Here is a 16390-nt window from a genome sequence, read left to right as displayed (position 1 = left end):
ATTTGGCACCCCAAGAGGCAGTCGCTCAAGCCACACCTTCAGCCAGTCTTTATTTTTCCCCAGCCAGTGGTACCCTTGAGGTCAACAAACCATTCTCTATCTCTTTGATGGTTAAGACAGGCGGCAATGCGATTAATTTGATTGAGGCCAATCTTTCTTTTTCAAAAAATTTACAGGTTATCAGTCTTTCTAAATCAGGAACAATCCTGAGTCTATGGTTTAATGAACCAAGTTTTTCTAATCCAAACGGGACGATTTCTTTTTCCGGCGGTATTCCCAATCCTGGCTTTAATGGCAGTGGTCGAGTTCTCACCATTAATTTTAAAGTCAAATCAGCTGGTTCGGCTTGGGTTACAATTTCTTCAGCTCAGGTTTTAGCTAATGATGGCTTTGGTACCAATATTTTAAAAAACACTTCTCAGGCAAATTTTACCCTCTATGAAACTGGTCTACCCAAACCTGCTCAACCGCCACCCCTTCAGCCAGTTAAGCCAGAACCGCCCTCCAAAGTAAAAATCTTTTCCTCAACTCATCCTGAGGAAACAAAATGGTATCAAGAAAAAAACATCATTTTAAGCTGGACGTGGCAAAGTGGGATTACTGATTACAGTTATATTTTAGACCAAAAACCAGAGACGGTGCCTGATAACAGTGGTGAGGGCTTAAACACTTCCACCGCTTATTTAAATTTAAACGAAGGAATTTGGTATTTTCATCTCAAAGCCAAAAATGAGGCTGGTTGGGGAGAAACTAATCATTTTAAGATACAAATTGATACCACACCACCGGTTGACTTACAGATCACCGTTGACGAAGGTCATTTTACTTATAATCCAGCACCTACTCTTCGTTTTAGTGCTAAAGATGAACTCTCTGGCACTGACTATTACACTGTAAAAATATTAGAGAATCCACCAATTCAAGTGAAAGAAAATTATTTACAAATACCAAAACAAAAACCGGGCGATCTTTCAATCGCTGTCAGGGCCTATGATAAAGCCGGAAATTATTCAGAAAAAAATTTAATGATTACGATTGAACCGATTCCCATTCCAAAAATTAATTACTATCAAAAGGAACTTTTAGTCAGCGAGACGTTAGGAAGTTTGGTCGTCAGAGGAATAGGTTTACCTGGTGCAAAAATCAAACTTTATTTAAATCACGAATCAGGCAAGACTTTAAGTGCAGAAGAAGAGGTTCAAGAAAATGGTCATTGGGGCATTACTTATTCTCAAGTCCTTTTGCCGGGCCAATATTCTGGCTATGCCATTGCCATGATTGGTGAAGAAGAGTCTCGTCCTTCTAAAGAAATTGAGGTCAAGGTAGTGAAAAATGGTCTGCGTTTTCTTTTCTGGATTATTCCACCAACGATGGTCTGGAGTCTTATTGCCGGTTTAGCTATCTGGGCTTTAGGGGTTTCTTTGACGCTTTGTTTAGGGATCAAAAGAAAATTTAGAAAATGCGATTTTTATCTGCGCAAATTTTTATCTTCTGAAAGAAACCAAAATCAATAAATAACTTTTCGTCTCCAATGTTATTAAGAAAAAAAAGATTCATTCTTCTTGTTACTAGTTTAATTTTAAGCCTTGTTTTTATTAGCGGGGCAGGGAATCTATTATTCAGGAAATCAACCTTTGTTCATTTTGTTCGGGCCAAGAACGAAACAAAAATTTTGCCCACTGTCTATCTTACTGATTGGCAAAATCCGGAAGCAATTTTTATTCAAGATTTGGGTGAGCAGGCGAGTTTTGAAGAATTTAACCCAGAAAACTCTGCTTCTCCTTTTAAGGCTTTTGAGTCATCTCCCGAAGAACAATTGCAAAGACCGGATCAAGAAGAGGTTTTGCAAAAAGAACAGCAAGTTTTTGAAGTTTTTGAGGAAAAATTTTTAGAGTTATCCAATTTCTCTCTTCCTGATCAATTTAGAGAAAATAAAATCAAAAGTATTCAATTAAGATTTTCCTTGGCCGGTCGTGGTAGCGCTGAAGATAAACTAAAGATTGAATATCTTTACCAAAACAATTGGCAGAGGGCTGGTGAATTAAATTTTGCCAACGAAATTTCTAATGCCACTAATGGTGGCTATTTTTTATACGCCCTGCCGGTATTTGAAAATTGGCAAGATTTAGAAAATTTTAAAATCAGATTTACTTATTCTTCCTCTCAATCCTATATTCTAAATTCTCAATCCTCAGCTGTTTACCTTGAGGCGGTTTGGTTAGAAATCAATTATCAAATTGAGGAGCCAGCTGCCGAGATAAGAGAAGAAGAAATAATTGAAGAAGAAGAAATTATCGAGCCAGAAACACCAGAATGGAAAATAAGTTTAGTTGCCGCTAAAAATAAATTCTTAATTTATGAGGAACCAGAATTTCTTTTGTCAAAACCAAAAATTGCAGAGCAGAATTTATGGAATAAAATTAAATTTCTTTTTCAACCATTTTTCCAGCTTAAACAAGCAAGTTTAATAAGCCCTGCTAGCCAAGAAATAATTATCTTGCCTAATCTCTTAGAAGAAGAGAATCATTATCGTTTTAAAATTAAAAAAATAGATAATTGGTCGCCAGGTCGATATCTATTTAAACTAAAATTTGCCATCGGTGATGAAATCTATGATCGTCAGGTGGAGTTCCATTGGCTTGAGCCACAAAGAGTGTATTTCTTTTCTCTGGCTGGTGAACCAATTCGAACCAAGAAAATTTTGGACTGGCATCTTGGAATATTTCAAAAAAATACCAATCAAGAAAATTGGACCATTAATTTAGAAGTCACCTCCGAAGAAAAATCAAAATTATTTTTACAAGGTCAGTGTCAGAGAAAATATTTTGTCGTTCTCATTTATTCACAAGAAGAAGATTACGAGAAAAATCCCAGCAACTTTGTCTACAATAAAGCTTTTCCTTGTCGGAATGGGCAATATTATTACGCATTCAACGATCTTCCTTCTAATTTAGCGGCAGGTATCTATTATCTTTTAGTGGCTGAAGAGGACGAAAGCGGACCTTGGTATCCAATCACCGCTCTTCAACCGATTAAAATAGAAGAGGTTTTTAAATAAATTGTTGGTAGATTACATTGTTAGATTACATTGATATAGTATAATATTATATGACAATTACTTCTAAATCTCTTTACCATACTAACATCGTCTTTCTTTTTGAGGAAAAAAGTTTTACCGCGCCTGACAATTCAACCTTGGCTGGTCTTTATTATGGCGAAGCAGCCATTGGTGCCCGCTTTATTGATGATCCGATTTTACAAACCAAAGTTTTAGAATTGCCAAAAATGCAATTAAAAGTGGTTGTTGAACCATTAAGATTAATCGTTGAAGATCTTTCTCAAAAAGAACCTCAAGAAACTTCATTGATTAGCGAATCACTAAAAATTTATCAGAAACTCTTTGCTCAAACAAAACTTCAAGGCTTTGGCTTTAATTTTGATATTTATTATCGCTTCAATAATGTTATTCCTTTAAAAGATCTATTTTTGAATTTTGTTGATGAAAAAATTTTAGCTAGAAGTGATTTACGAGATTTTGGCACGCAATTTACTTTAGAGAAAGAAGGGGGGAGAAAAAAGGAGCAATACTTTTTGAAAATTCTAGCCCCGTTAGAATTAACAGTTCATGTCAACCATCACTTTCCGGCCCAAGAATTGCCTTATTTACCCCCAGCCATTGGCGAGTCGCCAGAGACGAAAAACATTGTTTTCCCCCTTCAACAGCTTTTTGAAAAGTGCTATAATGAAACTGACGAGGTGATTCAAAATCTTAAATTCTAGGAGACATGGCCATCACTTCCAAGGGTGTTAAATTTCTTTACAAAGCCAGAAAACCATTTTTCTTACTGGCCTTGCTTGGTTTACTGGAGATTATTTTTTCTTTCATTGTTGTCGTGTCCCTTTCGGCTAATATCTTGTTTCCGGAAAAAATGGAAGCGGCTGTCGGTGTTTCAAAAATTCTTTCCTATCAGGGCCGCTTAACTGATAGTAGTGGCAATCCCTTAGGCGGTTCTGGGACGAATTATTGTTTTCGGTTTTCGATTCATGATGCAGTTAGTGGTGGCAATAAACTTTGGCCAACTGGCACACCATCTGACAATATCGTCAATGTTGCCAACGGTGTCTTTAATGTTGGTATTGGTGAGGTCGATGATTTATCTACTTTTAATTTTTATAGCAATGATACGATTTACTTGCAGGTTGAAGTGGCCAATTATACTGGCTCAGCCTGTGGAACCTACGAAACCTTGTTACCCCGTCAGCGTATCGATGCCGTGGCTTATGCTCGAGCCACAAGAGATGTTTATGGTGCCCTTTTAAGAACTTTGAATGCTGACAACCGGGTGCAAATTGGCACTGGCGCTGGTTCAGGTTCGCCAACAAGATTAGCTTTAGACGTCAAAAATACTACCGACACTATTGGCGCCGCCTGTTCACCGTCCGGCACTCTTTGGTATAACTCAAATAATAGTCGCGCCTTGGTCTGTGACAATGGCACGATTCAAGAAATTGGCAATTTAGGGACAATCGTTGGCGTCACCGTCAGTGGTAATGTTGTTGGTACGCCAACGATGATCAGTAGCGGTACTCTTACCTTGGCTGGTGGTGCCAATGTTACTTTGTCACAAGAAGGAAATGCTATTACTATTTCCGCTGGCACAGCCGGTGGCGGTGGTAGTATTGGCGCTATCAGCGCCGGCACAACGCAAGCTACTTCTGGCACTGTTGTTTTTTCTAATTCACCAACCGTAACTTTTGGCATGGATGGTCAAACAATTACCGCTAGTGCTGCTGCTGGAGCTGGTGGTGGTTTGGCTGGTATTGGCGCTAGTAATACCACTTATACCAGTGGGACGGTTGTTATTTCTGGCGGCAACAACATTACTGTTGGCACCGATAGTGGCCAAAAAATTATTATTTCTGCGGCTAACCAAACTGTTCAAACGCAAAATGTTCACAATGTCACTTTGGCTGGTAATACGGCTGGGACATTGGCTGAAATTTCTTCTGGGACAATGACTTTAGCTGGTGGTAATAATATCACCCTTTCTCAGGCCGGTAATGCCATCACTATTCTTGGCGCTGGTGGTGGAGCAGCTGGTTCTAATGTTTTAGGAATGTCAAATTTGGGTAATACTAGCGGCACAAGTGGCGTCATCAGCGGTAGTGCTTTACAATTCATTTTGGCTGGTGGCAATAACATTACCTTAAATCAGAGCATTAATGCTAATTCTGCTACTATTACTATTTCCGCTCCCAATCAATCAATTCAAAGTTATAATATCTTAGCCGCTGGTACTCAAACGGCTAACACGACCGGCTCAGTAGTTTTTTCTAACTCCCATAATGTTAGCTTCGGAATGAGTAATAATTCTGTGATCACCGCTTCTGCCTCTTATTCGCAATCAACTGCTCCTTCAGCCATTGTTGCCAGTAATGCTACTTTCACTTCTGGCAGTGTGGTTATTTCTGGTGGCAATAATGTCACTGTTGGTACTGAGGCTGGCCAGAAAATTACTATTTCTGTACCAGCGGGCGCCACTGCCACTGGCAATTTTGGTGCCATTGCTGCTGGCGCTCAAACAGCTACTTCAGGAACAGTTATCTTTTCTAATGCCAATAATGTCACTTTTGGTCTTAACAATCAAACCCTCACCGCTTCAGCTTCTTACTCACAATCAACCGCACCGGCAGGCATAGCTGTCAGTAATATCGCTAGCACTTTTACCAGTGGTACTGTTCAGTTTTCCGCCGGCAATCTCATTGCTTTAAGCACGGCTGCCCCTCAAGCCATTGTGATTTCTAATCTTCTTTCTTCGGCCACGACTGTTAATCCGGTTGGCTCAGCGAATAGCATTGGCGCTATGGCTTCACGATTTGCTTTAGAGGGCCATCAGCATGCTGGGGTGGCAGCTTTTGGAGCGAGTAATATCGGGAATACTTCGGGTAATACTGGTACACAGTATGGGACATGGGTTTTGGCCGGGACAAATAATATTACCGTCAGCGGTTCGACTGGCGGCGGCGGTCTTCATACTTTATGGATTTCAGGCCCATCAGCTGGTGCCGGTGGTATAGCTGGTATTGGTGTTAGTAATTCCACCACTTATACCAGTGGCACGGTTGTTTTCGCCGCTGGTCCGAATATCACTTTACAAACCGCTGGCCAGACCATTAGTATTTCCGGAGCTAATCCAGGAGGGGAGGCGGTTCTATCCAGATGGGATGTGGTTCCTTTTGGAGCAGTCTCAAGTTCTGCTATAACCGTCAGCTCCGCTTCATTTAGACAGTTTATCCTTCCAGAAGCTATATCTTTTACAAGAATTGATGTTCCTATTCTGGTTTCATTATCCTCAACATCAGCAGCGAACACCGCCGCTTTACTGATTTCTTCTGGTTTAGTAATTTATACCTTATCAAATAATTCATCGCTTATTCCGATTATGGGAAGTTTTGGAACAACGACCCATACTTGGGCAAGTAATAATAGTAATTTTAGCAATTTAACCGGTGGTAGATTTTTGTCATTCGCTCTCCAAGGCAGCCTTTCTCCCGGGATATACTGGGCAGGAGTTCAGGTTTCTACAGCTAATACTTCATCTATTGGAACCGCCACTACGGCACTGGGTGCTACTTTTTCAGTTTTGCTTGGTTCTACCTATACTGCGTCGGCATTCGAAAATTTTGGACTTACACCAGCCACATCTACCAATGTTTCATTAGGGGGGGTTTATAGTACTATTATCACCGCTACTAACCAAACCATTGCCTTGTCACACATAACAGTGACAGGAACAGCAGGCGTTAGGGCAAACATTCCTATAATATTTAGAGCAACCCATTAAGTTTCATCGAACCAATTTTTATAAAACAAATGAAACCGCAGATTGTCATTGAAAATTATCAAGGAACACACAATGCTAATATCCTAAAGAGTATTGAACGTTTGGAAAAGGGCAAGGCTTATCAGGACTTGTCTACTATTTGTATTGTTCCCACCCGGGGCATGATTCCTGCCAAAGCAGCCCAAAGTTGGATGGGGTTAATTACGCCAATGAATCAAAAATTCACTCGCATTTTTATGATTGGCATGGAGGTTGGTGAAGCTTATAATGCTGCCATTGAACTTATTCTAGCGAATCCAGAACTTTCTAAGTGGAAATATATTTTAACTCTTGAGGAAGATAATCTCCCACCGCCAGACGGACTTCTAAAACTCTATGAAAATATGGATAAGTATGATGTTATCGGTGGTTTGTATTGGACAAAAGGTGAGGGTGGTCAGCCAATGATTTATGGCGATCCTAATGATCCAGAAATGAATTTCCGACCCCAGCCTCCAAGAATGGAAATTCAGCCTTGTAATGGCTTAGGAATGGGTTTTACTTTATTTCGTCTAGAACTTTTTAAAGATCCGCGGATAGAAAAGCCTTGGTTCAAAACTTGTCAGGAATATGATCCACAACGCGGTTCAAAAATTTATACTCAAGATTTATATTTCTTTGAAAAAATTCGGCAATTCGGCTATAAAGTTGCCTGTGATACCAGGGTTAGAGTTGGCCATTATGACCCTCAGATGGATATTGTTTGGTAAAATAATTAATTTACTTTACGAAATACGAATCGATCCGAATTGACGAATGAGTACCAGATTATTAATTATTATTAATTCGTATATTCGTAAAAATCCGTCTTTCGTAAAATTTATGATGAATTAAAAAATTATGTTCAACAAAAAAAACATTTTATTGATCGTTATTGTTTTAGTTGTTTTGAATCTGCTTTTCTGGCTAATTTTTTCCGGCCGTCTTTTTACTCTCAAAAAACAGATTTTAAACCAGACACCTGATTGGTATGCTGTTCATCTGACCAATGGTCAAGTTTATTTTGGTCAAATTAAATCTGTTAATGCCGAAACAATTGTTATGAAAGAAGTTTATTTTCTAGAGCCATCGCCGGACCAGCAAGGAGTTTTTAACTTGATTAAAAGAAGTACGCGCGATACAACGATGCTGACCGATGATATTTTCTTTATCAATCGTCAGGTCGTCCTTTTTTGGGAAAAACTAACCCCAGAAGCAGAAGTAGTCAAAAGTATTTTAAGAGCCAGAGGACAATAACTTTACGAAATACGAATTAATACGAATTTACGAATAATGAGTAAAAAATTATTAAGACGTGAAGACTTAATTTATCCTGAATTGTGTTACCAAATTATCGGCATACTTTTTGATGTTTATAATCGATTAGGTTATGGTTTAAGTGAAAAAGTATATCAAAGAGCAGTTGCTCTCTCTTTAAAAAACGCGAAATTAAAATTCCAAGAACAGGTTGAACAGGTTTATCTACCGCTTCTTTACAATAATGAAAGAGTTGGCGCTAACTACTTTGATTTTTTATTATTTTGCGCCTCGGAATCTTCATTTTAAAAGAATAGTCAATTTATATTAGTATATTGGTAAAAATTCATATTTCGTAAAAGATTTATGAAATTAGATATTGCTTGTGGACAAAATAAAAGACCAGGGTTTAAAGGAGTAGATATTGTCCCCGGTCCAGGTATTGATTTTGTCTGGAATTTAGAGGAATACCCTTGGCAGCCATTTGAAGATGATTCGGTTGAAGAAGTTTACTGTTCACATTATCTTGAACACGTTTCTGATTTAATGCAATTTATGGATGAAGTCTGGCGGATTTGTGAGGATGGAGCTAAGGTGACTTTTTTATGTCCTTACTATACTTCCATTCGTGCTTGGCAGGATCCAACGCATAAAAGAGCCATTTCAGAAGCGACCTTTCTCTACTTTGACCGTGATTGGCGGAAAGCCAACAAGCTTGACCATTATCCAATCAAATCAAATTTCAAAATTCAACAAATTATGGTTTTCTTTAATCCACCTTGGGATAAAAAAACCGAAGAAGCTCGCCAATTTGCTGCCCAGCACTATTGGAACGTCGTTTCAGATATCTTAGTTGAATTAAAAGTGATAAAGGATTAGCTTGTAGCTTCTTAGCTTGTAGCTTATTAGGTTATGGGAGGAGAAGGTAAAATTTATTCCTATCGAGATTTGATTGTTTGGCAACGGGCAGTAGATTTAGTAATTGCTGTCTATGAATTAACTAGCAAATTTCCCAAAGAAGAGTTCTATGGATTAGTTTCGCAAATGAGACGAGCAGCGATTTCTATTCCCTCAAATATTGCCGAAGGAAGACGGAGGGGGACGAGAAAAGATTTTTGTCAGTTTTTAAATATCGCCTATGGTTCTGGCGCAGAATTAGAAACCCAAATTGAAATTGTTAAGAAATTACCATTTGGCAAGAGAGCGAATTTTGCTAGAGTAGATACTCTTTTAGAAGAAACGATGAAAATGTTAAATAAAATGATTAGCTCTCTAAAAACTTAAAAAACTTAGAGAATGATCATCTTATTTAGAGAATAATCATCTTATGCCGACTAAAAAGCTACAACCTACCAGCTACCAGCTAATCTTAAAAAAGAGTTATAAAATTTTAGGCCTTTCCTTGGCCATTTTTGCTCTGTCTTTGATTTTTGTTTTCTGGCGAATAAAATTTTGGCTGCCAGAAACAAGACACGAGAATAAAAATCAATTAAAAATTTCTCCCTTGAGTCAAGGTTTTAGTGTCAACCATATTACCTCTACTTCTTCTTCGCCTGACCTTTGGCAATTTCCGGCACCAGAGAAATTTTCTGTTTTTCGCTATCCTGAGACAAAGAAAATAAATTTAACCGGTCGTTGTCAGGATGACTACTATGCAATTTTAATTTTTAATCAACAAGATGATTATCGTCGAGATCCGACTCTGGCTAAATTCAATAAAGCTTTTCCCTGTCAAAGAGGACAAAAAATTAAAAAAGAAATTGATTTAACCAGTTTATCTTTATCAGCCGGACAATATTATTATTTTATCGCTGATCAAGGCGAAACTGGTTCTTGGTACAATCCACGATAAATAAATTCAAATATTATTATAATATTATTATGCTGAAAACAAAAAATACTTTACTTATCCTCATTATTACTCTAACAATTTTTAATATTCTCTTAGTAATTTTTTATTCTTCCTTAAGTAAATTAGGAGATAGAATAGTTCATCAAGAATCAAACAACTATTATGCTGTTTATCTAATCAACAAAGAAGTTTATTTTGGTCAGATAAAAAAAATAAATTCAGACATTCTGGTCTTAAAAGATGTTTTTTTCTTAGAAACTTTTACACCAACCTCTCAGTCAATTTCATCCGGAGAAGAAATGCAGGTTTCACCCCAGAAGGCTTATCAATTAGTCAGAAGAGGGGATGATAATTTGACTTTAACGGATAATGTTCTCTTTATTAATCGTTCGGCCGTTCTTTTTTGGGAAAAATTGGGCGAAGAGTCAGAAATTATGCAATGGATCAAAAAAACAAAGAGATAACTTGAATAATAAAATCAATGTTTCTTCAAAGAGGAAAAATAAAAATATATCTTATCATTTTTTTTGTTATTTTTCTATTTTCTATTTTCTACTTTCTATTTTCCAATTCTGAGATTTATGCCTTTGAATCAAATTCTGAAAGTTTCGAAATTCACGGCGGAAGTATGGAAAGTATTTCTGGCCAAAGTACTTCCGATACTTTTGGTTTCAGAAGTGCGGGAGGACAAATTGCCACTGGTCTTATTACCAATCTTAAACGAGTTTATAGTGGTGTTCTTTATTGGCTTTATACTCGTTTTGCACCAAATTATGAGCAAATTCATTATCGTTGGCGGAATGATGATGGCAGTGAAACCAATGCGACTTGGGCAGCTGATGAAGATACACCGATCTATAATCTACCCATCAACACCATTAAACGCTTGCGTTTTGAGATTTCTAATGAAGGCTGGACAAGGGGCGGTGGACTAAGTTTTCGTCTTGAATATGCCCAGACTTCAGATTGTCCCTCTGGCTCTTATCTGGCTGTCCCAGTCGTTGCCACCACCGAACATTGGGAAATGGCTGACTCAACTTATTTAACTGATGGTTCAGCCACAACTAACATTACCAATGGTTTAACTGATGAGAATGCTTTTTTTGTTGCTGGTCAAGTCAAAGATACCAGTAACCAAACCTCAGCTATCACTGTGACGTCTGAAAATTTTACCGAAATTGAATTTAGTCTTCGTCCCACAACCAATGCTCAGAATGCCCAATATTGTTTTCGCTTAACTAATGCCGGTTCAACGAGTAATTTTACTTATACAAAATATCCAACGGTTACTGTTTTTACTAACCAACCGCCGAGTGTTTCTAATGTTCAGTTGAATGGACAAAATGATATTATCCTAACCGCTGGGACAACAACATCAGTTTCAGCCACCGCCACTGTTTCTGACCCTAATGGTTATTCAGATATTATTAATGTTCAGGCAAAAATTTATCGATCAGGGGTTTCTGGGGCCCAAAATTGTACGCCTAATGATAATAATTGTTATGCCGTTTCTTCTTGTTCTTTGAGTAATTGTTCTGGAAGTTCTTGTGATGTTACTTGTACAATTTCAATTTGGTTTCACGCCGACCCAACCGATAATGGATCTCCTTGGCGAAACGAATATTGGCGAGCGTGGCTGAAAGCGACTGATTCACAAAATCAGAGCGGAGAAAATTTTAGTCCAACTGGATCTCCTGATGTCAATACTTTAGCGGCAATAGAAACCGACATCTCCAATATTAATTATGGGACTGTTTATCCAGATCAAATTAGTAATCAAGTGGCCGTCAAAGTAACAGCCATTGGCAATACAGCCATTGATTTAGAACTTTCCGGGGCAAATTTAGTTTGGGGATCAAATATAATTCCAGTTAATGAGCAAAAATATTCCTCCATTAACAATTTTGACTATGAAACACAGGGTACCCAGCTAACAACTACACCAACCTGTTACGAAATGTCTATTCAAAAACCAACGACTCATCCCTCCAATCAGTCTGAATATATCTATTGGAAATTAAAAGTACCAATCGGTAAACCAGCCGGCAATTATCATGGCACAGCTTATTTTGAAGTAGTCAGTGAGAGTGTTTGTCCATAAAAAAGATCGGGAATTTAGGATGCGTTACTTTTTCTTGATTTTATCCACAGATTTGATAACTTATTATTCTCTTGTCTTTCTAAAATTATAGATTATAATAAACAAAGAAAGGTCGAAATTTTAGTTTAATTTAGTGGAAAGTTATGGCAAAAATAATGAAAAAATCTTTACCTTGGCTTCTAATTTTAATCATCATTACTACCTTGCTTCTCAACGGCCTAATTTTCCTGAGAGTAAGGGCCCAAACTAATTTAGGCACTTCAGTGACCGTTGCTAATGCGGCACCAGATTGGACCGTTTATCCTTATGAAGATCCTGCCTCTTATACTGATTCACCAACCAATGCTGGTTTAAATGTTACTTTCAAAGCCACTGGCACTGATCCAAACAACGACCAGTATTATTTAGCTATTTGCAAGACAAACTCAATCACTCCCGGCAATAATGCTCCGCCTACTTGTGGTGGTGGTGCTTGGTGTATTTCTTCTGCTACCAATTCTGAAAGTCAGGCTACTTGTTCCTACCAAACTCAGGACGCTGATCCAGAATCAAACAATTGGTGGGCTTTTGTTTGTGACAAGACAGCTACTAATCCTGCTTGTTCTTCCTCTCATCAAGGTTCAGGTCATTCCGGTTCACCTTTTAAAGTCAATCACCGACCCAGTTTTACTGGTGTCGCTGATTGCAACTATGCTAATCCAGCCGCCTCTTGTAGTGTTACAGCTATTGCCTCTGATGCTGATACCGATGGTCATAATGATACGGTTTCTCTTTATGTTTGTAAACAGAATGACTTCACTGGTACTGGTTGTGGCGCTGGTGGTACTTGGTGTTCGGTTACTGGCCAATCTTCAAATCCTTCTTGCAACTTTAATGTCCCGCGACCAGATGGCTCTTACAACTATTATCCTTATGTCATTGATAATCACCATTTTGCTGCCAGTGGTGCTTATCAAGGTTCAACACAGGATTTTGAAGTCAACAATGTTGCGCCAAGTATTACCAACACAACCATTCAACTTTTAGATACGGATGAGAGCGGAGATTTGACCTTGACCCAACCAGAGGCTCAGACAACTGGTTTTAAAATTAAATTTACTGTCACTGATAATAATAGTTGTCTTAAAAAGGGTGGTGGTAATGAGATTGCTTCTGCAACCGCTAACGTGCGAATGACAGAATTGGCCGCGAGCGCTTGTCGAGTTTCCGGAGATTATAATGCCAACAATTGCTACCCTGGCGCTTATGGTGCTTGGAATTTAATTTGCTCTCAAGATGCAGGAACTTGTGCGGGTGAAAATGATACGGAAGTAAACTGGACTTGTACTTTTCCTTTATGGTATGTCGCTGATCCAACGGTTGGTACGCCAACGCCACCAAAAAATGCCTACAACTGGAAGGCAGAAGTTAAAGCCATTGATGATGATAATGCTGATTCCGGCTGGATTGATGATGACGATGGTAATGAATTAGGCTTATTTATGGCTTATGCTTACCAGGAATCAAGTATTGGTTATGGCAATTTAGCGCCTGGCCAAAAATCTGTTTCGAGTGCGACAGCCACTATTGTCGCCAAAGGTAATACTGGTTTAGATGCTGAATATTCCGGCACTAATATGACTGCTTCAGGCAAACCTGACATTCTTGTGTCTCAACAAAAATATGATTTTACTGATCAAAGTTGGGACAGTATGACATATATTCTTAGCAGTGCCCCCATCGAAAGAGAATTAAATTGTCCAAAAACAACTAATCCGGCGTCGCCACAGACCAAACCCACTTATTTCCGCATCTCTATTCCTTCTGGTCAACCAGCCGGAACTTACACTGGGACAGATACTTTATCTGGGGTTGTAAGCGAAGATAACTGGTAAATGGCGGATTAGAATTTAGGATTTAGGTTTTTTATGAAAACCAAGAAAGTTTTTGTTTTTTTGGTTTTGAATTTAATTCTATTTTTTATTCTGGCTAACAAATGTCTGGCTGGTTTTGGCATTTCTCCACCTTATGTTATGAATGAAAACTTAGGTCGCGGTTCGCATTTTGAGCAAAAAATTGTCTTAGTGAGAGATAATCCAATTGAAGACTGGCAGGCGGAAATTACTATTGAGGCACGAGAAATTGAAAAATGGCTTTCAATCGACAAAGGAAATAAATTTATTCTTCCTAAAGGAGAAACCCAGGTTCCACTGGTAGTCAGCGTTGATGTGCCAAAAGATGCTGAATACAAAAGATACCGTGGGGTTATGAGGGTTAAAACCACACCCCTTAATCCACCGACTCCAGGCACAGTAGCCATTGCTTTAGGTGGCAGAATTGAAATTGATTTAACTGTCTCAAAAGAAATTTTTGGTTTTAAAGTTAGAGGGGTAAAAATAGAAGATTCAGAAGAGGGACGCCAATTCTGGTTTGGTTATTTACCAGGGAAAATAAAATTTTGGCTCAATATCGAAAATGTAGGAAATGTTAAATTTGGACCGACTAAAGTTAGATTCGAAATTTATAATGAAGAACAAACTCAATTATTAGAAGTTATCGAAACAACAAAGTTAGAAAAAGTGCCCCCTTTTCAGACAAAATGGATTTTAGCTAAATTACCAACTAAATTAAAAGCCGGTGGTTATTGGGCAGAATATAAAATTTATAAAAATGAAGAAATTGTTCAAGAGGCTCGTCTTCATTTCAGTCTTTTACCTTATGGCACAATTTCTAAAGGAAAAATCAGTCTGGCTGATCTGCCTATAAAATTTAGAATTCTTGGCGGTTCTATTATTCTTATTATTTTAATTTTTGCTGGTTATTTAATTTTTAAAAAGAAAAAAATAAATAGAGATTGATAGAAACTGATAGAAACTGATAGAAATTGATAGAAATAGATAGAAATAGATAGAAATAGAAATTGATAGAAACTTAAGGAAAACAATGGAATTATATGGAAATTAAAAAGAAATATATTTTATTAAAGGATTTAGATGTTTATCAATTGGCACGAGAACTTTCAAAAATTGCCTGGGAAATTTATCAAGATCTATCATGGCAAGATAAGAAAATAATAGGAAATCAATTTATTGAATCTGCTGATTCTACCGGAGCGAATATTGCTGAGGGGTATGGCAGATTTCATTTTCTAGAGAAAATAAAATTTTTCTATAATGCCCGAGCTTCACTTACTGAAGCAACTGAACATTGGTTAGAACTTTTAAAAGAACGCAAGAAAATTGAAAGTGGTAATTATAAAAAATTTAGAGAAATCGCAGAAAGATTATCAATCAAGCTAAATAATTTCATTCAATCTACTTATAAATCTAAAACAATAAATTTCAATAAATTTCAATGAGTTTCACGAGGCAAGTTTCAATTTAATTATGTTATGCCCCTTTTATTTCGAAGATTATTAATCGTTCTTGTTTTATCTATTTTTTTTGGACTATTTTTTAGTCCTTTTTTATTTTCTCAAAAAGTTTTTGCCAGTAATCTATCGACTTCGGTTTCGGTAGTGGTCACGGTTTGTGGTAACAATGTTAAGGAAAGTGGTGAGCAATGCGATGGTGTTGATTTAGGTAATGCCACTTGTCAAAGTTTGGGCTATCAAGGCGGAACTCTCAGCTGTTATCAAAATTGTACTTTTAATACTTCTAAGTGTCTCACCGGTGGAGGTGGCGGTGGGGGGATGCCATCTATTCCACCACCTACCGAAACAAAGGTTATCATTCAAGGTTTAGCTTATCCTGGTGTTGATGTCACTATTTTAAAAGACGGACAAGTAGCGGTGGTGACAAAAGCTGATAACTTAGCCAATTTCAAAGGCGAAATTACTAACATTACAGCCGGTGTTTGGACTTTTTCTCTGTGGGCTGAAGATCATAAAGGCAGACGGTCGCAAACTTTTAGTTTTACGGTCAGTATTCAGGGTGGGATGACAACGACAGTTTCTAATATCTTTCTTCCTCCCACCATTGATCTTACAACTGATAAAGTTAGGCAAGGTGAATTACTTGGTATTTTGGGTCAAAGCGCGCCGCAAAGTGAGATTACTATTTATGTTTACTCATCGAGAGAACCTCTAATTAAAAAAACAAAAGCTGATTTAGTTGGTGCTTATTTTTATCATTTAGATACTACTCCTTTAGAAATTGGCGAACACTTGACCAAAGTCAAAGCCACCAATGGGGATGGTCTGATTACTGATTTCTCAAAGACCTTAACCTTTCATGTTTTATCCGCCGAAAAGAAAGAAAAGAAGAAAGAGCAAAAAGAAGAAATAAAACTACCTGCTGGCTGTCATAAAGTTAATCTTAATTGTGATCTTAATAAAAA

Annotated in this window: 16 protein-coding genes; all 16 read left to right on the top strand. The window is 37.7% G+C overall.

What is annotated here, in order from left to right:
- Positions 1-2 precede the first annotated feature (2 nt).
- A complete protein-coding gene (locus tag N2259_00260) occupies positions 3-1514 on the top strand; it encodes a cohesin domain-containing protein (protein ID MCX7778675.1) in 1512 nt (503 codons plus the stop codon).
- A 17-nt stretch (positions 1515-1531) separates the two neighbouring features.
- Positions 1532-3058 carry a hypothetical protein gene (locus N2259_00255; protein MCX7778674.1) on the top strand — a complete coding sequence of 509 codons (1527 nt, stop codon included), beginning with the start codon at positions 1532-1534 and terminating at the stop codon, positions 3056-3058.
- 50 nt (positions 3059-3108) lie between these two features.
- Complete coding sequence (locus tag N2259_00250) at positions 3109-3780, top strand: hypothetical protein (GenBank protein ID MCX7778673.1); 672 nt, start codon at positions 3109-3111, stop codon at positions 3778-3780.
- A 5-nt stretch (positions 3781-3785) separates the two neighbouring features.
- On the top strand, positions 3786-6845 hold the full coding sequence (locus N2259_00245) for a hypothetical protein (GenBank protein MCX7778672.1): 3060 nt from the start codon (positions 3786-3788) through the stop codon (positions 6843-6845).
- Between the two features lie 29 nt (positions 6846-6874).
- The gene (locus tag N2259_00240) at positions 6875-7594 is read left to right on the top strand and encodes a hypothetical protein (GenBank protein MCX7778671.1); all 720 of its coding nucleotides are present in this window, start codon (positions 6875-6877) and stop codon (positions 7592-7594) included.
- Between the two features lie 130 nt (positions 7595-7724).
- Entirely contained in the window at positions 7725-8120 is a 396-nt protein-coding gene (locus N2259_00235) for a hypothetical protein (protein ID MCX7778670.1), read from the top strand.
- A gap of 36 nt (positions 8121-8156) precedes the next feature.
- Positions 8157-8429, top strand: a complete 273-nt coding sequence (locus tag N2259_00230) for a GxxExxY protein (GenBank protein ID MCX7778669.1) — start codon at positions 8157-8159, stop codon at positions 8427-8429.
- A 57-nt stretch (positions 8430-8486) separates the two neighbouring features.
- Entirely contained in the window at positions 8487-8999 is a 513-nt protein-coding gene (locus N2259_00225) for a class I SAM-dependent methyltransferase (GenBank protein ID MCX7778668.1), read from the top strand.
- Between the two features lie 33 nt (positions 9000-9032).
- The gene (locus N2259_00220) at positions 9033-9404 is read left to right on the top strand and encodes a four helix bundle protein (GenBank protein MCX7778667.1); all 372 of its coding nucleotides are present in this window, start codon (positions 9033-9035) and stop codon (positions 9402-9404) included.
- A 43-nt stretch (positions 9405-9447) separates the two neighbouring features.
- The gene (locus tag N2259_00215; GenBank protein MCX7778666.1) at positions 9448-9972 is read left to right on the top strand and encodes a hypothetical protein; all 525 of its coding nucleotides are present in this window, start codon (positions 9448-9450) and stop codon (positions 9970-9972) included.
- Positions 9973-10001: 29 nt separating this feature from the next.
- Positions 10002-10436: a hypothetical protein gene (locus N2259_00210; protein MCX7778665.1), complete on the top strand. Its 435-nt coding sequence runs from the start codon at positions 10002-10004 to the stop codon at positions 10434-10436.
- Positions 10437-10453: 17 nt separating this feature from the next.
- On the top strand, positions 10454-12073 hold the full coding sequence (locus N2259_00205) for a hypothetical protein (GenBank protein ID MCX7778664.1): 1620 nt from the start codon (positions 10454-10456) through the stop codon (positions 12071-12073).
- 143 nt (positions 12074-12216) lie between these two features.
- On the top strand, positions 12217-13947 hold the full coding sequence (locus tag N2259_00200; protein MCX7778663.1) for a hypothetical protein: 1731 nt from the start codon (positions 12217-12219) through the stop codon (positions 13945-13947).
- A 33-nt stretch (positions 13948-13980) separates the two neighbouring features.
- The gene (locus N2259_00195) at positions 13981-14910 is read left to right on the top strand and encodes a hypothetical protein (GenBank protein ID MCX7778662.1); all 930 of its coding nucleotides are present in this window, start codon (positions 13981-13983) and stop codon (positions 14908-14910) included.
- Positions 14911-15005: 95 nt separating this feature from the next.
- Positions 15006-15410: a four helix bundle protein gene (locus N2259_00190; protein MCX7778661.1), complete on the top strand. Its 405-nt coding sequence runs from the start codon at positions 15006-15008 to the stop codon at positions 15408-15410.
- 33 nt (positions 15411-15443) lie between these two features.
- The coding region (locus N2259_00185; protein ID MCX7778660.1) for a hypothetical protein at positions 15444-16390 on the top strand (947 nt) is incomplete at its 3' end.

Source organism: Patescibacteria group bacterium (genome assembly GCA_026417895.1).
Taxonomy (GTDB): domain Bacteria; phylum Patescibacteriota; class Patescibacteriia; order UBA2591; family CALHIP01; genus CALHIP01.
Note: the sequence above shows the minus strand (reverse complement) of the source record. Positions and strands in the feature narration are given on the sequence as shown.